Origin of the sequence: Parageobacillus caldoxylosilyticus NBRC 107762 (genome assembly GCF_000632715.1) — a bacterium.
Classification (GTDB): Bacteria; Bacillota; Bacilli; order Bacillales; family Anoxybacillaceae; genus Saccharococcus; species Saccharococcus caldoxylosilyticus.
Genome location: NZ_BAWO01000057.1, coordinates 1 through 17851 on the forward strand (window position 1 = coordinate 1; position 17851 = coordinate 17851).

General features: G+C 42.6%; 17 protein-coding genes and 1 other annotated feature. Of the genes, 14 read left to right on the plus strand and 3 right to left on the minus strand.

Annotated features, from left to right (window positions below; genetic code table 11):
- The first annotated feature begins 83 nt into the window (after positions 1 to 83).
- The 5 genes from GCA01S_RS14975 (at position 84) to GCA01S_RS14995 (ending at position 4282) form a co-directional block, all read left to right on the plus strand.
- Positions 84 to 1016, plus strand: a complete 933-nt coding sequence (locus GCA01S_RS14975) for a beta-ketoacyl-ACP synthase III (protein WP_017436325.1) — start codon at positions 84 to 86, stop codon at positions 1014 to 1016.
- 35 nt (positions 1017 to 1051) lie between these two features.
- Positions 1052 to 2293 (plus strand): beta-ketoacyl-ACP synthase II, encoded by a 1242-nt coding sequence (gene fabF, locus GCA01S_RS14980; protein WP_042411072.1) that lies wholly within the window; start codon positions 1052 to 1054, stop codon positions 2291 to 2293.
- A 92-nt stretch (positions 2294 to 2385) separates the two neighbouring features.
- Positions 2386 to 3177, plus strand: coding sequence for a DUF2268 domain-containing protein (locus GCA01S_RS14985; RefSeq protein WP_042411074.1), 792 nt, complete (start codon positions 2386 to 2388; stop codon positions 3175 to 3177).
- Positions 3178 to 3249: 72 nt separating this feature from the next.
- A complete protein-coding gene (locus GCA01S_RS14990; protein ID WP_017436322.1) occupies positions 3250 to 3456 on the plus strand; it encodes a hypothetical protein in 207 nt (68 codons plus the stop codon).
- An 85-nt stretch (positions 3457 to 3541) separates the two neighbouring features.
- The gene (locus GCA01S_RS14995; RefSeq protein WP_017436321.1) at positions 3542 to 4282 is read left to right on the plus strand and encodes a YjbA family protein; all 741 of its coding nucleotides are present in this window, start codon (positions 3542 to 3544) and stop codon (positions 4280 to 4282) included.
- 158 nt (positions 4283 to 4440) lie between these two features.
- Here GCA01S_RS14995 and trpS read toward each other — a convergent pair whose 3' ends face one another.
- Positions 4441 to 5427, minus strand: a complete 987-nt coding sequence (trpS, locus tag GCA01S_RS15000) for a tryptophan--tRNA ligase (RefSeq protein ID WP_042411076.1) — start codon at positions 5425 to 5427, stop codon at positions 4441 to 4443.
- A gap of 52 nt (positions 5428 to 5479) precedes the next feature.
- Positions 5480 to 5716, minus strand: a binding site (T-box leader).
- An 822-nt stretch (positions 5717 to 6538) separates the two neighbouring features.
- Between trpS and GCA01S_RS15005 the strand changes: the two genes are divergently transcribed.
- The 5 genes from GCA01S_RS15005 (at position 6539) to GCA01S_RS15025 (ending at position 12162) form a co-directional block, all read left to right on the plus strand.
- The gene (locus tag GCA01S_RS15005) at positions 6539 to 8185 is read left to right on the plus strand and encodes a peptide ABC transporter substrate-binding protein (RefSeq protein ID WP_017436319.1); all 1647 of its coding nucleotides are present in this window, start codon (positions 6539 to 6541) and stop codon (positions 8183 to 8185) included.
- A gap of 102 nt (positions 8186 to 8287) precedes the next feature.
- Positions 8288 to 9223 carry an ABC transporter permease gene (locus tag GCA01S_RS15010; protein WP_026078559.1) on the plus strand — a complete coding sequence of 312 codons (936 nt, stop codon included), beginning with the start codon at positions 8288 to 8290 and terminating at the stop codon, positions 9221 to 9223.
- A gap of 2 nt (positions 9224 to 9225) precedes the next feature.
- Positions 9226 to 10143: an ABC transporter permease gene (locus GCA01S_RS15015; RefSeq protein WP_017436317.1), complete on the plus strand. Its 918-nt coding sequence runs from the start codon at positions 9226 to 9228 to the stop codon at positions 10141 to 10143.
- 11 nt (positions 10144 to 10154) lie between these two features.
- Positions 10155 to 11222, plus strand: coding sequence for an ABC transporter ATP-binding protein (locus tag GCA01S_RS15020; RefSeq protein ID WP_017436316.1), 1068 nt, complete (start codon positions 10155 to 10157; stop codon positions 11220 to 11222).
- 1 nt (position 11223) lies between these two features.
- On the plus strand, positions 11224 to 12162 hold the full coding sequence (locus tag GCA01S_RS15025) for an ABC transporter ATP-binding protein (RefSeq protein ID WP_017436315.1): 939 nt from the start codon (positions 11224 to 11226) through the stop codon (positions 12160 to 12162).
- Positions 12163 to 12174: 12 nt separating this feature from the next.
- Here GCA01S_RS15025 and GCA01S_RS15030 read toward each other — a convergent pair whose 3' ends face one another.
- Entirely contained in the window at positions 12175 to 12369 is a 195-nt protein-coding gene (locus GCA01S_RS15030) for a hypothetical protein (protein WP_017436314.1), read from the minus strand.
- Positions 12370 to 12803: 434 nt separating this feature from the next.
- Here GCA01S_RS15030 and spxA point away from each other — a divergent pair, with 434 nt between their 5' ends.
- Positions 12804 to 13202, plus strand: a complete 399-nt coding sequence (gene spxA, locus GCA01S_RS15035; RefSeq protein ID WP_017436313.1) for a transcriptional regulator SpxA — start codon at positions 12804 to 12806, stop codon at positions 13200 to 13202.
- A 73-nt stretch (positions 13203 to 13275) separates the two neighbouring features.
- Here the strand turns inward: spxA and GCA01S_RS15040 are convergent, their stop codons facing one another.
- Positions 13276 to 13944, minus strand: coding sequence for a TerC family protein (locus GCA01S_RS15040; protein WP_017436312.1), 669 nt, complete (start codon positions 13942 to 13944; stop codon positions 13276 to 13278).
- Positions 13945 to 14157: 213 nt separating this feature from the next.
- On the opposite strand from GCA01S_RS15040, the gene mecA reads away from it, so the two are divergent.
- The 3 genes from mecA (at position 14158) to GCA01S_RS15055 (ending at position 17790) form a co-directional block, all read left to right on the plus strand.
- Positions 14158 to 14844 carry an adaptor protein MecA gene (gene mecA, locus GCA01S_RS15045; protein ID WP_042411078.1) on the plus strand — a complete coding sequence of 229 codons (687 nt, stop codon included), beginning with the start codon at positions 14158 to 14160 and terminating at the stop codon, positions 14842 to 14844.
- An 87-nt stretch (positions 14845 to 14931) separates the two neighbouring features.
- Positions 14932 to 16440, plus strand: coding sequence for a cardiolipin synthase (gene cls / locus GCA01S_RS15050; protein ID WP_042411079.1), 1509 nt, complete (start codon positions 14932 to 14934; stop codon positions 16438 to 16440).
- A 99-nt stretch (positions 16441 to 16539) separates the two neighbouring features.
- Positions 16540 to 17790, plus strand: a complete 1251-nt coding sequence (locus GCA01S_RS15055) for a competence protein CoiA (RefSeq protein ID WP_235605600.1) — start codon at positions 16540 to 16542, stop codon at positions 17788 to 17790.
- Positions 17791 to 17851 lie beyond the last annotated feature (61 nt).

Sequence of the window (17851 nt, forward strand, 5' to 3'; positions counted from 1 at the left end):
ATATTGCGCACTTTTCATTTTTTCGATAAAATTAGTACCAAGTAATAATAATTGGTTATATAATTCTAAAGGAGATGTTCGGTGTGGGAGCAGGTATTATTGGAATCGGCCGGTATTTACCGGAAAAGGTGTTGACAAATTTTGATTTGGAAAAAATGATGGATACGTCCGATGAATGGATTCGAACACGAACGGGGATTGAAGAACGAAGAATTGCTGCAGACGACATGGACACTTCCGATATGGCATATTTGGCGGCAAAAAAGGCATTGGAAGACGCAGGAATTGCTCCACAAGACATTGATTTAATTTTAGTAGCGACAGTAACGCCTGACAGGGCGTTTCCATCTGTCGCCTGCATGCTGCAGGAGCGGCTTGGCGCCGTTAAAGCAGCGGCGCTGGACATTAGCGCGGCGTGCGCCGGGTTTATTTATGGAATGGTGACAGCAAGCCAATTTATTGACAATGGAGCGTATCGTTATATATTGGTAGTCGGGGCAGAAAAACTATCCAAAATCATGGATTGGACCGATCGCAATACAGCAGTATTATTTGGCGATGGCGCCGGAGCAGTCGTCATGGGGCCTGTTTCGCAAGGCCGCGGAATTTTGTCATTTGAATTAGGGGCCGATGGAACAGGAGGAAAACATTTATATAAAGACGAATATATCGTGATGAACGGCAGGGAAGTGTTTAAATTTGCCGTTCGGCAAATGGGAGAATCGAGCATTAACGTTTTAGAAAAAGCAGGCCTATCGAAAGAAGATGTCGATTTTCTTATTCCGCATCAGGCAAACATTCGCATTGTGGAAGCAGCAAGACAACGCCTTGAGCTGCCGGAGGAGAAAATGTCGACAACGATCCGCAAATACGGCAATACGTCAGCTGCCTCGATTCCGATTTCGCTTGTTGAGGAGCTCGAAGCAGGAAAAATCAAAGAAGATGACTTGATTATTATGGTCGGATTCGGCGGAGGACTGACGTGGGGCGCAATCGCTTTGCGCTGGGGCCGATAACAGATCAAGATGGATGAAAAAGGAGAGACGAAGCGATGGAAAAAAGACGAGTCGTTGTTACAGGTCTTGGGGCAGTAACCCCGCTTGGAAACGATGTGGAAACAACATGGAAAAACATCGTTGCCGGCCAGTCCGGAATCGGGATTGTTACCCGTGTCAATCCCGATGAGTTTCCGGCGAAAGTAGCAGCGGAAGTAAAAGATTTTAATCCGGAAAGCTTTATCGACCGCCGTGAAGCGCGGAAAATGGACCGCTTTACGCAATATGCGGTTGCTGCTTCGTTGATGGCGGTAAAAGATGCCAAGCTGGAAATCACAGAAGAAAACGCAGCAAGAGTCGGCGTTTGGATCGGCTCGGGAATCGGCGGCATGGAAACGTTTGAACAGCAGTTTGAAATTTTCCAAAAACGTGGCTACCGCCGGGTCAGCCCGTTTTTTGTGCCGATGATGATCCCGGATATGGCAGCAGGGCAAGTATCTATTATTTTAGGTGCAAAGGGAATCAATTCTTGTACCGTCACTGCTTGCGCGACAGGTGCCAATTCGATCGGCGACGCGTTTAAAGTGATTCAGCGCGGCGATGCCGATGTGATGATTACCGGCGGCACGGAGGCGCCAATTACGAAAATGGCGTTTGCCGGATTTTGCGCCAACACCGCTTTATCGACGAATCCAGATCCAAAAACGGCAAGCCGTCCGTTCGATAAAAACCGGGATGGATTTGTCATGGGCGAAGGTGCCGGCATTCTTGTATTAGAAGAACTAGAGCATGCCTTGCGCCGCGGCGCAACAATTTATGCGGAAATTGTCGGGTACGGAGCAACAGGAGATGCGTATCACATTACTGCACCGGCTCCGGGCGGAGAAGGCGGCGTGCGTGCGATGCGCCAGGCATTGCAAGATGCGGGGATGAAGCCGGAAGAGATCGATTACATTAACGCGCACGGCACAAGCACGGAATATAATGACAAATATGAAACGATGGCCATTAAAGAAGTATTCGGCGACTATGCGTACAAACTCGCCGTCAGCTCGACGAAATCAATGACTGGCCATTTGCTTGGAGCGACCGGCGCCGTTGAGGCGATCTTTTCGATCTTGTCAATCAGAGACGGAATTATTCCGCCGACAATTAACTATGAAACTCCGGATCCGGAATGCGATTTGGACTATGTGCCTAACGTGGCAAGAAAGCAGGAAGTAAACACGGTGTTAAGCAACTCGTTTGGATTTGGCGGGCATAATGCGACATTGATTTTTAAAAAATATGTAAAATGACGGTCAGGCTATCTCTCCAAACGGTGAGATAGCCTCTTTTTTCACCTTTTTTTTGCTGAATCATACGATAGTGAAAAAAGAGGTGAGAGGACATGGCCGTTTGCCGAACAGACCGATGGCTCGAGAAAGACGGCGACCAGCCAATTCGCTTATGCCAGCGCCTTACTCGTTATTTTCCAGATGCGAGCGCCCAGGACATTTATCATTATTTGCTTCCTTATGGTATGTATCGACCGGCGAAAACTATAAAAGAGATTGTGGAACAAATGAAACAAAAGGATATGTGGAAACGGGTCGAAGCGGTTTACGAGAAGCGGAAAAAAGATTGGAACGGCCCGGATGTCCCTATTTTTCTATTTCCGGCTGATTCCTATAATCGAAAATTAGTGCGTGAATTTAACGGGAAAGGCGGCGTCGCTTTTCATGACAAACTGTTTCTTTTTTTATTGCCGCACCACACCAATAAAGAAATCGAAGCGTTAGTAACGCATGAGTACAATCATGTTTGCCGCCTAAATAAACAGAAAAAGAAATACGAAAAGATGACGCTTTTAGATGCGGTCATATTAGAAGGGCTTGCTGAAAGCGCCGTAGAGCGTTATGTCGGAAAAGATCATCGGGCCAGCTGGACTTCTTATTATTCCGATGAGCTGCTTCATCATTTTTGGCAACGTTATGTCGCGCCGCATCGCTCGATTTCGACGCAACACCCGTTATGTTCCCGCATCCTTTACGGACTAGGTTTTTATCCGGACATGGTTGGATATGCGGTTGGGTATGCGATTGTCTGCCGTTGCTTGGAGCGGGGAAAAGAATTGGCCGAGTTGATGGATATGGATTCGGAGCAAATGTTGCAGATTGCCGCGTTCGAAGGCGGCGAATAGTCATGATTACCATCGGGTGCTCATATATGTAAAACTAGGATGGACAAGTTGAGATGAAAGAAGTGGGACCCGATGGTTCGCATATTTCTTTACTTAGTTGGCTTTGGCTTTTCCGTTGTTGGCGGAATGATGATCATTACATACTTAAACATCATGACGCCAGAGCGGGGATGGAGTGAATATTTTTTCTATATTTGCACGAGAAGCGAGTGTTATTTATTTCCTATTGGCGTATTGCTTATGTGGGGAAGTTTATATTTTCCCGGCCGAGAACCGTAATGGAGAAAAGAGGTTTGCATGGAATAAAATTCTTCCCCTCTGCCTATACTGATGGACAAACAGGTTTGGAAGTGAGGGGTATCGTATGCTGTATCTGCATGACATTTGGGTGAACTGGTTTGAAGGGGAAGAGAACGGATACAACGTATGTCATTTCCATGAGTGGCGAAAGGATGATCAAGTGGAATTGCTCGATCAAGTGCCGCTGTTAAAAGTTTCTTCCGCCTTATTTGACTATATTGAAAACAGCTTATCAGAGATTCCAAAACCACTTTTAGAGGATGTATACCAGAAGGCGTATGTGCGTAAAAATCATGAACGCATTCAGCTCGATTACTGTTTTGTGGTAACAGATGGATTTGGCATTCTTGCCGTTGATACGATTGGCTACAATATTCCGATTCGGAAGAGCCGTCTCATTCCAAGACAGGAACAGCTTGTGTATGAAATGGTAGCCGATCAGCAGGAAGAACCATATCCGCTGCCAACATACGAAAAAGAGTATCACATTTTATCTCCATCACCTGAGCTAATGCATGGGCTGACACGGAAAGAACGGCAGTTGAAACAGCTTTTATTTATGGCGCTTGATCAGCTCTACTCGACGAAAAATGTGGCAGAAGTGCGTTACTGGTATACGGAATGGGCGCCGCAAAAATACCCTGACATCCAAAAAATGTCATTTGAAGAGGCGTGGCAGCACTTATACGAGGAGACAAAATGCGGATGGTCGGAACGGCATGAGCAGCTCTGCGAAAAATTAATCAAAGGACAGCCGTTTTTTGAAAAAATTTGGGAAATGGAGCAAGAACCGAAAGTGAATTAAATAGCAACACAGGTAATGATGGGATGTTTTCGCTTTTTATGAGCTAATTTCGTCAGAAAAACGGATTGTGAACGATTTATTTATTGATTCATCAACACGCCTGAGGTGATGAAACAGGAAAAGTGGCTGACGCGATTTTGCGTCAGCCACTTTTTTCTTTAGCGTCTTCTGCCAAGCCCCATCGCCTGTTCCATTTTTTCGAGCATTTCTGTTGCTGTCTTATTCGCTTTTTCCGCACCTTCATCGAGCACTTGGTCGAGCATGCTGCTTTCGAGCCAATCGTAATATTTTTCTTGAATCGGCGTAAGGGTATCGATAATGACTTGAGCCAGGTCTGCCTTAAAGACGCCGTATCCTTTTCCAGCATATTCTTGTTCGAGCTCTTCGATTGTTTTACCCGCTAAAATGGAATAAATGTTGAGCAGGTTAGAGATTCCCGGTTTCTTTTCTTTATCATAGCGGATGACACCTTCAGAGTCAGTGACCGCACTTTTGATTTTCTTTTCGATCGTTTTCGCGTCATCCAAAAGGGTGATAAACGCTTTTTTATTTGGATCGGATTTGCTCATTTTTTTTGTCGGGTCGGCCAGCGACATAATGCGCGCCCCGATTTTTGGAATGCGCGGTTCCGGAATTGTAAAAATCTCGCCATACCGCTTGTTGAACCGCTCCGCTAAGTCGCGTGTCAATTCAATATGCTGCTTTTGATCCTCTCCGACAGGTACAATATGGGTTTTATAGAGAAGAATGTCGGCCGCCATCAACGGCGGATAGGTGAGCAGTCCGGCGCTGACCGCTTCCTTGCCTGCCGATTTATCTTTAAACTGCGTCATTCTTTCGAGTTCCCCAATATAGGCAATGCATTGCAACATCCATCCCGCCTGCGCATGCGCCGGAACTTCCGATTGAATAAACAGCGTCGCTTTATTTGGATCGATGCCGACCGCCAGGTAAAGGGCAGCTAGGCTGCGGATATTTTTTTGCAGCTCTTTTGGATCTTGCGGAACGGTAATCGCGTGCTGATCGACAATACAAAAGTAACAGTTGTACTCGTGCTGCAGTTCCAAAAACTGGCGCATCGCTCCGATATAGTTGCCGAGCGTAATGACGCCGCTTGGCTGAATGCCGGAAAAGCTTGTTTTCATACGACCACTCCTTTTATATAGTTGTAATAGAAAAAGGCCCTACCCCCTAAACGTTAGGGACGGTAGGACCGCGTTGCCACCCTAGTTATTGCACGTTGCGTGCAATCACTTTGCCCATGTGCGCCTGCACATGGCGCCTCGATAACGTAAGGCAAACGTCCAAGCCTACTACTTTGCGGTTCAGCCGGATGCTCGAAAGCCCATTCCATATTGCTAGCCGCTTGTTCGCACCAGCCACAAGCTCTCTGAAGGCATCGCAATATGTACTCTTCTTTCTCATCGCATGTTCCGTCCAGTTTTGTTGATTTTTATTGTAAAATATATAGTTGCTATGTGCAAGTTTCTTTTTATACTATAGCAAGGAATAGGAGAAAGTTAAATAAAATATATAAATAACATGGATAAAAAATGATGATGTATAAAATTTGTATAAAGCTTTTGGCTGGCACAAAAGAAAAAAGATAGGGTATTATTTGATTGAGTCAACGCTCTAGAGAAAAAGAACCCTGATTATGTCTAAAAGTATATCGAATGTAGACTGGGGAAATCAACTGAAGAGTGCCATTTGTCAGCTTGTCAAGATAAATATATTTCCCCCTATCTGCCATGCTTTACACAAAACTTTTTGACACTACCGATACGGGAAAGCGTTTATTCTTATTTCAAAGTGTTGTTTAATAATTTTTTATCTATACATTATTTTCTAAATTATCTTAATAAAGTTATGTTTTTAGTGGTAAATAAAATAAAGATAAAAACATGCGAAAGTTGTCTTCCTTAACACGATACAAAAAAACGGTATGTAAGCGCTTTAAAGTTTACAAAAAATAAATTTTTTATTTACAATTGTCGAAAAAAAATATAAAATTACAGATAGTTAGAATGAATGATTCAATATATAATAAAAATTCAGAAAATAATAAAATAAAAATTTCTTTTTAAATATATTAATAACCTTTATAATGAAAATTAAAATAAATATTCCGATAAATAAAGATAGTGAAAAAATTTTTTGTTTTGCTTAGAAAAAATGATTTTAATTTATTAACAAAAGTTCTACGCTTTACGCGGAACTTTTGAGAATAAAAAATTATTTTTAGGGGGGAAATCTATGAAGAAAAGGCTTTCTGTTCTTTTTAGCTTAATGCTAGTATTGAGCCTTTTCCTTTCTGCGTGTGGTGGTTTCCAAAAAGGTGATGAATCCGCCGGTGAGAAAGGAAAAAGCGGGGACAAAGCCGCCAATGTTCCGCAAGAATTGCATATTAACATTAAAACAGAGCCATTCTCACTAAACCCAGGTCTAGCCAATGATAGTGTTTCTAGTAACGTTTTAAACCAAACATTTGAAGGATTAACCCGTATTAAAAACGGCAAACCTGAGTTAGCTATGGCTGAAAGTTATGAAGTTTCTAAAGATTTAAAAACATACACATTCAAATTGCGCGATGCAAAATGGTCCAATGGCGATCCAGTTACTGCGAAAGATTTCGAATATGCGTGGAAATGGGCACTTGATCCGAAAAATCAATCGCAATATGCATATCAGCTTTATTACATTAAAAATGGTCAAGCATTTAACGAAGGAAAAGCAAAAGCAGAAGATGTTGGTGTAAAAGCAATTGACGATAAAACGTTACAAGTTACGCTTGAGAACCCAACACCTTACTTCTTAGAATTAACAGCGTTCTATACGTATTTCCCAGTAAATAGCAAAATTGCTCAGAAAAATCCAAAATGGTATACAAACGCTGGTCCTGACTACACTTCGAACGGACCATTCAAGATGGTTTCTTGGGAACATAATAACAAAATCGTTTTGGAAAAGAACGAAAATTACTGGGATGCGAAAAATGTAAAATTAACAAAAATTGAAATGGTTATGGTCAACGATACCAACACAGAGCTTTCTATGTTTGATAATGGTGAGTTGGATTGGGCAGGTATGCCTACTGGTCAATTGCCTCCAGACTCTTTGCCAAAATTAAAAGAGGAAGGTAAATTACACGTTCAACCAATTGCTGGTGTTTACTGGTATAAATTTAATACGGAAAAACCGCCGTTGAACAACGTCAACATTCGTAAAGCGCTGGCGTACGCCATCGATCGCAAAGCGATTGTTGAAAACGTAACAAAAGGCGAACAAATTCCGGCTATGGCTGCAGTGCCGCCAACGATGTTCCCTGAGAACAAAAAAGGTTATTTCAAAGATAATGATGTGAAAAAAGCAAAAGAATACTTGAAAAAAGGCCTTCAAGAGCTTGGATTAAAAGATGTGAAAGATTTGCCGCCTATTACCCTATCGTTTAATACTGATGATCAACATGTGAAAATTGCTCAGGCGATTCAAGATATGTGGAAGAAAAACTTGGGCGTTGAAGTAAAACTTGAGAATGCTGAGTGGGCAGTTTACATTGATAAATTGCATTCTGGCGACTATCAAATCGGCCGTATGGGTTGGTTAGGCGACTTTAACGATCCAATCAACTTCCTAGAGCTGTTCCGCGACAAAAAGGGCGGAAATAATGATACAAACTGGGAAAATCCGAAATATAAACAGTTATTAATCGATTCCCAAAAAGAAAAAGATCCTGAAAAACGCAAAGAAATGCTAAAACAGGCAGAAGCCATTTTAATGGATGAAATGCCAATCGCGCCAATCTATTTCTACACGAATACGTGGGTGCAAAAAGATAACTTAAAAGGTGTAGAAATGTCCGGCCTTGGCGATGTCCAATTTAAATGGGCATATTTTGAATAAAATCGTACGTCGTGAAAGGTGATAAGAAGGTATATGAGGGAGACCTCATATACCTTCATTCCTGTTAAGGTATTTTTTGCAGAAAATGGAGGTGTAGGAAATTTGTTGAGATATATAAGCAAACGTTTGCTCTACATGCTTATGTCTTTGTTTTTAATTGTAACAGTGACATTCTTTTTAATGCGTGCTGCTCCGGGAGGACCGTTCTCGAGCGAAAAACAAGTTCCGCCAGAGATCGAGAAAAACTTGAACGAATATTATGGACTCGATCGCCCTTGGTATATCCAATACTTTGATTATTTGGTTTCTATTGCTAAATGGGATTTCGGTCCTTCATTTAAATATAAAGGACAGACTGTTAACGATTTAATTAATGAAGGATTTCCGGTTTCCTTTTTCCTCGGTATGGAATCGTTATTAATCGCCATAAGTATTGGAGTTTTACTGGGAATTATTGCGGCTTTAAACCATAATAAATGGCAAGATTATGCGGCGATGGTTTTCGCGGTTCTAGGAATCTCTGTTCCAAGCTTTATTATGGCGTCCATTTTGCAGTATTTTTTAGCGATCAAACTAGGCTGGTTTCCAGTTGCGCGTTGGGAATCGCTGCAACATACTGTTTTGCCTGCGCTTGCTCTTGCAGCAATGCCAATGGCATTTATTGCCCGTTTAACTCGTTCCAGTATGTTAGAAGTATTAGGCAATGATTATATTCGCACGGCGAAAGCGAAAGGGCTCTCACAAGGACAAATCACAGTAAAACACGCCATTCGCAATGCGATACTTCCAGTTGTAACTTATTTAGGTCCTTTGTCTGCACAAATTTTAACGGGTAGCTTTGTGATTGAAAAGATTTTTGGCATCCCAGGACTTGGAAGCCATTTTGTAACAAGCATTACCAATCGCGACTATACAACGATTATGGGTGTCACGGTGTTTTACAGTATTCTACTATTATTGTCTGTGCTGCTCGTTGATATTGCTTATGGCTTTATTGATCCACGCATTAAGTTAGCCGGTGGTAAGAAAGGGGAGTAATCATGCAGCAGATTCCGAAAGAGATGTTCCAGCCAGCGGTAGCCAATGTTGGAGAAGCGGAGAAGTTGTCAAAACCGAGCCTTTCGTTTTGGAAAGATGTTTCGATACGTTTTCGAAAAAATAAATTGGCTATGTTTGGATTAATTCTATTAATTCTTTTAGTGTTCATGGCCATTTTTGGTCCGTACATGACAAAATATGATTATGCAACGAATGATTTAATGAATACAAACCAGCCGCCTTCTTCCAAACATTGGTTTGGAACCGATGAACTTGGACGTGATATATTTACTCGCACATGGTATGGTGCTCGTATCTCTTTATTTATCGGATTGGCAGCTGCGCTGATCGATTTGGTGATCGGAGTGCTTTGGGGAGGAATTGCTGGCTACCGTGGCGGAAAAACGGATGAAATCATGATGCGCATCGCTGATATTTTATATGGAGTTCCATATTTGCTTTTAGTCATCATATTAATGGTTATTTTGGGACAAGGGTTAGGAACCATGATCCTTGCAATGACGATTACTGGCTGGGTAAATATGGCTCGTATTGTTCGGGGACAAGTGTTGCAGTTGAAAAACCAAGAATATGTATTGGCAGCGCGGACGCTTGGCGCGAGCACGTCCAGAATCATGTTTAAGCATTTGATTCCTAATGCCATGGGCTCGATCCTTGTTACGATGACGTTAACGATTCCGAACGCCATTTTTACAGAGGCATTTTTAAGCTATTTAGGATTAGGTGTTCCACAGCCGTTAGCAAGTTGGGGAACAATGGCTTCAGAAGGGGTACAGGCATTGCAATATTATCCATGGCGTCTGTTTTTCCCGGCTACATTTATTTGCTTAACTATGTTTGCTTTTAATGTAGTGGGAGACGGGCTACGTGATGCATTAGATCCAAGATTACGCAAGTAGGATGTGAGAGTATGGGAAAACTGTTGGAAGTGAAAAATTTAGAGGTATCGTTTCAAACATATGGTGGAGAAGTACAGGCTGTTCGTGGAGTGAGCTTCTATTTAAATAAGGGTGAAACATTAGCGATTGTAGGGGAATCAGGTTCTGGAAAAAGCGTCACTTCACAAACGATTATGCGTCTTATTCCTACTCCGCCTGGAAAAATAAAAAACGGTCAAATCCTATTTGATGGGGAAGATCTTGTCAAAAAAACGGATAAAGAAATGGAACAAATTCGTGGAAGAGATATTGGAATGATTTTTCAAGATCCGATGACATCGCTCAATCCAACGATGAAAGTCGGACATCAAATTATGGAAGTGATCATGAAACATCAAAAGTTGCCTAAATCAGCGGCAAAAGAGCGGGCGATTGAATTACTGCGATTGGTTGGAATTCCAATGCCAGAAAAGCGTGTAAATCAATATCCGCATGAATTTTCTGGGGGGATGAGACAACGTGCGATGATTGCCATTGCTTTGGCTTCCAATCCGAAGTTATTAATTGCCGACGAACCAACCACTGCTCTCGATGTAACCATTCAAGCGCAAATTTTAGAATTAATGAAAGATATACAGAAAAAAACAGGGACAGCCATTATTTTTATTACTCATGATTTAGGCGTAGTAGCCAACGTAGCTGATCGCGTTGCTGTGATGTATGCAGGGAAAATTGTTGAAATGGGAACGGTTGATGAAATTTTTTACGATCCGCGACATCCATATACGTGGGGCTTGCTTGCTTCCATGCCAAGTCTTGATAGTGATGATAAGGCAGAGTTGGCATCGATTCCAGGATCGCCGCCGGATTTGACGAATCCTCCAAAGGGAGATGCGTTTGCGCCACGTAATCCGTATGCGATGAAAATTGATTTTGAAATGGAACCGCCGTTGTTCCAAATTTCTGATACCCATTATGCGGCAACATGGCTGCTTCATCCGGATGCACCAAAAGTAGAGCCACCCGAAGCGGTAAAACGTCGATTACGCAAGCTCTCCACTAACTACCCTCAACCAATTATTGTAAGGGAGAGTGAGTAATATGCCTGAAAAACAAAAGCTCATTGAAGTGAAAAATTTAAAACAATATTTTCCAGTGGGTGGCGGGAATGTCGTTAAAGCTGTAGATGGCGTTACCTTTGACATTTATAAAGGAGAAACACTTGGTCTTGTTGGGGAATCAGGTTGTGGTAAATCAACGACGGGACGGACGATTATCGGGCTATATAAGGCTACGGGCGGAGAAGTTCTTTTTAATGGTATCAATGTCCATGGCAAGCACTCAGCCAAAGAGTCAAAAGTATTAAAGCGAAAAATGCAAATGATTTTCCAAGACCCGTACGCGTCGCTTAATCCGCGCATGACCGTTGCGGATATTATCGCTGAAGGCATCGATATTCACGGTCTGGCGAAAACGAAAGAAGAGCGGATGCAGCGTGTATATGAGCTGCTTGAGACGGTCGGCTTAAACCGTGAACATGCCAACCGCTATCCGCATGAATTCTCCGGCGGCCAGCGCCAACGGATCGGGATTGCCCGCGCTCTAGCAGTGGAACCGGAGTTTATTATTGCCGATGAGCCAATCTCCGCGCTTGACGTGTCAATTCAGGCGCAAGTGGTGAATTTGATGAAAAAACTGCAGCGCGAAAAAGGATTGACGTATTTGTTTATCGCGCACGATTTGTCGATGGTCAAATACATTAGCGACCGCATTGGCGTAATGTATTTCGGCAAAATGGTCGAGCTTGCCGATGCGGAAGAATTGTACCGCAATCCAATTCATCCATACACAAAAGCGCTCTTATCGGCAATTCCGCTTCCTGACCCGGAAACGGAACGGACGCGGAAACGGATTATTTACGACCCGTCACAGCATAATTATAAAGAAGGGGAAGAGCTGGAATTCCGCGAAATTACCCCAGGTCATTTCGTATTATGCTCAGAGGCGGAATATAAAACATATCAATCGATGTATAAATAAAACGATCTCAGCTTAAGAGATCGTTTTATTTTTGCCGCCGACGAGATTCCAGCCGCTTTGTATATATTTTGATTCGTTGACGTGTTCTTTTCGTTTTGAACCGCCGAAAATGCGTTCACCAATGCCGTTCGCAATGACCCCCATTAATGCAGTAATTCCGACGATCAATACGGAAGTGATGATGAAATCGATAAAATATTGCGCCATTGCTCCTTCCCCCTTCAGTCGTTCTAATTTTATTGTAGAGGATTTTTCTGTTTATTGGAAGAAGCGGTGAAAATTAAGTAAGAAAATAAGGGACTTTTTTGAAAAACTATATCTTTATTTATATATTTATTGTATAATATATCATGTTAGACTAATTTTAAATTGGATAACGAAAGCCCGTGGCTGGAGCCATCGGGATGAAGTGAGGATCGGTTTTGAACCGAGCCGACAGGACGCGCAGCACCAACGAGGTGTTTGTCCATGAAAGTCCAGTGGAACCAGAGTGACCGTCTACACGAAGATGTAGAAAAAACTCCTTTGGACGCTAGAACCTGCCGATTTCTATCGTGCAGAGGTTCCGTGCACAATGGATAGCTAGTTCGTTCTGTTGGTATAGAAGACAAGGTGATCCTTGTTGAAAGGGAGTGAGATAGATGGTGAAATTGTATATTTCGCCAAGTTGCACGTCATGCCGGAAAGCAAAAGCATGGCTGGAAAAACATAATATTCCTTATGTTGAACGCAATATTTTCTCCGAACCGTTAACGATTGAGGAGATTAAAGAAATTTTACGTATGACAGAAACGGGAACCGACGAGATTATTTCAACACGATCAAAAGTATTTCAAAAGCTGAATATAAATCTTGAAACATTGCCGCTTCAAGATTTATATGAGCTAATTCAAAAAAATCCAGGAATTTTGCGGAGACCGATTATTATCGATGAAAAACGGCTTCAAGTCGGCTACAACGAAGATGAAATTCGCCGCTTCTTGCCGCGCAAAGTGCGGGCATATCAGCTTCGCCAAGCGCAGCGGCTTGTTAACGAATAAGGAGAATCAACTTCTACATGGTCCGCCATGTAGAAGTTTTTTATCATCTCCGGAATTTAGCAACGAATTCGGTTTAGGTCCAGCGGTGAAACCTGCGCCGATTAATCATGAAACCAAGCAGTACGGTCACCCCGGCCGTAACAAACGGAAATACTGGTTTCCATGCGAAAGCACTGTCATATAAATGGCGGATTTGCTGTTCGGCCGTGATCATTTTCCCGGCAGTATAGGCCAACAACGCTCCGCCGATGTAAATAAGGAAGGAGTAACGTTCCATCGCATAAAGAATGAGTTTGCTGCCTAAAATGATAATAGGAACAGAAAACAAGAAGCCAAAGACCACGAGGGAAGCATGGCCTTGAGCAGCTCCAGCGATCGCGATCACATTATCCAACCCCATGACTACATCGGCTATTACAATTGTCTGTATCGCCTTCCAAAGCGATGTTTCCGATTTAATCGATGCATGTGTTTCTTCTTTTTGAACGAGCAGCCTTAAGGAGATCCAAAGCAAAATACAACCGCCAATTAGCTGTAAAAAAGGAATTTTTAATAACATTACCACCATGATCGTCAGAAGTATACGAACGAAAATGGCCAGCGCTGTACCAAGAACAATCGCGATATTTCGCTTTTGTTCCGGCAGCTTTCGGCTTGCCAACGCGATGACCACAGCATTGTCCCCACCGAGGATAACATCAATGCCAATGATGAGCAGAATGGAGATCACATATTCGTCCATTTCGCGTGTCCCTCGTTTCATTTGTTTTCATCATCATTATAGTAGGACAGGGTGTATTTCATGCCCAATTTTTAAAAATGCGTTTTTTTGTTTCCCTTCTTTCGCTTTTTATCATAAAATAAAAGTACAAGACATAATCTTGTATTTAAATAGAATTTTTGGGGGTAAAAATCCCTTCAATTTTATTCTTTTTCAGAAGGGAGAGTTCGGCAGGTGGAAATAGAACGCATTAATGAATATACCGTTAAATTTTATATTTCTTATGTTGATATAGAAGAGCGCGGTTTTGACCGCGAAGAAATTTGGTATAACCGTGAGCGCAGTGAAGAATTATTTTGGGAAATGATGGATGAAGTCCATAGTGAAGGGGATTTTTCCCTTGATGGCCCTCTTTGGATCCAGGTGCAGGCGTTAGAGAAAGGATTAGAAGTTTTGGTGACGAAAGCGCAGTTATCAAAAGATGGAAGCAAGCTGGAACTTCCGCTTCCAGAGGACAAATTGCGTGATTTTTCCGTTCCGGTTGATGAAAAAATTGAGGAGATTTTGGATCACCATTTCCATATTTCGCGCGGCGATGAGTCGTTTGCGGATAAGGACGACCATGAAGTTCTCCAGTTTACCATTTGTTTCAAAGATATCGAAGACGTCATTGCCCTAGCCCATCGTGCTGATTTTACAGGACTTGTCAACCATCTTTTCCAATTTGAAGAACGTTACTATTTGTTTGTGCAATTTAACGAAGAAGATTATACAGAACATGAGATTGACAATATACTCAGCTTGCTTTTAGAATATGGAACGGATTCGCAAGTAACCATTTACCGTTTAGAGGAATATGGGAAAGAAGTCATTCGTGACAATGCTTTAGAGACGCTTAAAACATGCTTTCCATTGAAATAGTTGCACCTGAAAAGTAGCCGCCGATTTCGCTGTTGGAAATCGGCGTTTTCTCCGCTATAATGCTTAAAGTAGGTAGGGGGAACTTTGTTGAGAAACGCGTTAAGGGTTGTTATTTTTGCGTCAATAGTAGCAATTTTTTTATTTTTGACGAAAAATTATTGGGAAGAAAGGCTACTTGGCGTTTTAAGTGTGTTCATTTCTTGTTCGGTCGTTTTTATCGCTTTTGTTATTTCGTTAGAAAATCGCAAGCCGGCCCAGACGATTGCCTGGCTTGCTGTGTTAGGAAGCTTTCCGCTTGTTGGTTTTTTGTTTTATTTATTATTTGGAAGGAATTACTGGCAACAGCGCCGTTTTAAAAAGAAAGCCGAATTTGATGAAGAGACATTCTTAAAATTTCAAGAGCAGACAAAATGGAACATCACACGGTTGCCAATTGCGGAGCATCAGCGACCATTGCTTTATCTTGCATATCATATTGGAAAAAGTCCTGTTTCTCTCGCTTCCAAAACGAAGGTGCTGACGAATGGACAAGAAACTTTTTCTACCATTTTTGACGAGCTGAAAAAAGCGAAACACCATATTCATTTGGAATATTATATTGTCCGTCATGATGAAGTAGGACAAGAACTAAAAAAGGTTTTAATGGAAAAAGCCCGACAAGGAGTACAAATCCGGTTTCTTTATGATGCCGTTGGCAGCTGGAAATTGTCGAAAACCTATATTCAAGAGCTGCGTGATGCGGGAGTAGAAATGATTCCTTTTTCGCCGGTTCGCCTCCCATTTTTAAACAATAAAATAAATTTTCGTAACCATCGGAAAATTATCGTTATTGATGGGACGGTTGGTTTTGTCGGCGGTTTAAACATCGGTGATGAATATTTAGGCAAAAACAAATATTTTGGTTTTTGGCGTGATACGCATTTATGGATTCGCGGAGAAGCGGTGCGGACGCTGCAGCTTATTTTTTTGCAAGACTGGTATTATATGACCGAAGAAAAATTATTTACCCCAGAATACTTATCACCTGAACTAGTTCATTACGAAGGCCAAGGAGGGGTTCAATTAATCGCCGGGGGACCGGACCAAAAATGGGAGGTTATCAAGCACTTATATTTTGCGATGATTACGTCAGCACAACGGTCGATTTGGATTGCCTCCCCGTACTTTGTTCCTGATGAGGACATTTTAACGGCGTTAAAAGTTGCCGCCTTAAGCGGCATCGATGTCCGTATTTTAGCGCCAAAGCGGCCGGATAAAAAGCTTGTCTTTTATGCTTCCAGATCTTATTTTCCGGAGTTGTTGGAAGCTGGTGTAAAAATTTATGAATATGAGAAAGGATTTTTGCACAGTAAAGTGATGATCGTTGATGGCGAGCTGGCGTCCATCGGCACAGCGAATATGGATATGCGCAGCTTTCATCTGAATTTTGAGATCAATGCGTTTTTATACCATACCGATAGCACGAACAAGCTGGTCGCTGATTTTATGGAAGATTTAAACGATGCCAATGAAATCGATTATAAAGTATTCCAGCAGCGTCCATTATCGATTCGCGTCGTCGAATCGATATCACGGCTGTTGTCGCCTTTGTTGTAAACATGCGCCCGGGTGATGCCCCGGTTTTTTTTTATTCGACGATAGGAAAAACCGCCGCTTTTGTCGAAATATTCACCATATCCCATAATGCGAAAGGATGTGCCCGCTTTGCTGATTGCCATGCTGCAAAATGGGGAAATGGTTTCATTAGCAGGAAGATGGGCAAAAGAAAGACTGATTCAGTTAAAGAAAAGAGAAACGTTCTTTTGCCCCGCGTGCCGGCAGGAAGTGGTATTAAAGCTCGGCAATCACCGTATTCCGCATTTTGCCCATAAAAAAGGCACGGCTTGTCCGTACGAACATGAACCAGAGTCCGCCCGCCATGTAACCGGAAAATTAGATTTATTTGCCTGGATTAAGCGACAGGGCATACCGGTCAAATTGGAGCCATATTTGCCATCGACGCAGCAGCGGCCGGATATTTTGGTTCAGTATCGCCATCATATTTATGCCTTGGAATATCAATGTTCTACGATTAGTGAACCGCTGTTTCAAAAACGCAACCACGCTTATCGCCTGGCAGGAATTCGTCCAATTTGGATCCTCGGCGCCCACCATTTGCGCTACCAGTCCAACATGCCCCGCTATGTTTCCATCTCCCGCTTTCAATGGATGTTTGCTCATCATTTTCCGTTTATTCCCCGCCCGCTTCTTTTTTACTACTGTCCGCATACCAAACGGCTTACCCGCCTCGTTCGCCTTATTCCGCTATCCGTTCGCCATGCATTTGCCATTCCGCTCGTTTTCCCGTTACATTCGCTTTCGTTCTCCGATTTGCTTTTTTCTTCTGCGGATTTGCTGCCACCGTCATTTTGGGACGAGTGGCTCCATCATAAAAAGCAATGGCGGCTTACGTTTACTTTATATCCAAATAAAACAACAAGGTTGATTTGTGCCGATTTTTACCGTTTTGGCATCATTCCTTCCCTTTTTCCCACCGAAGCAGGCTGGCCGCTTCACCATGGCTATTTGTTGGAAACACCGCCGTTTATTTGGCAAACGTACGTGCTGATTCCATTGCTGCGATCGGAAGGGCGGACTGTCACGCTCCACTCCATTTATCGCTTTATCGAGGAAAAAATAAGGACAGGGCGGGTTGCACTCCGCGTGCTGCCGCTTGCCACAGGACAGCGCTATACACAGGCGGTTTATGAGTATTTGCAATTGCTTGCGGGGCTGGGCTATATCCAGTGGAAAAACCGCCATGCGATCCGTTTCGTAAAACCGCTTACGTTTCCGACAACCATGGATGAAGTGATAAAGCAAGACAAGCAGATGGCCGAACAAATAAAAATGATGCCGTCGCTTCGCGATTATGTATGGAAGCTGGAACTGAAGCACTGGTCGTAAACATTTATTTTTGAAAACAGGAAATGATAGTAAAAAAGCGAATATGATGTATGATATAATT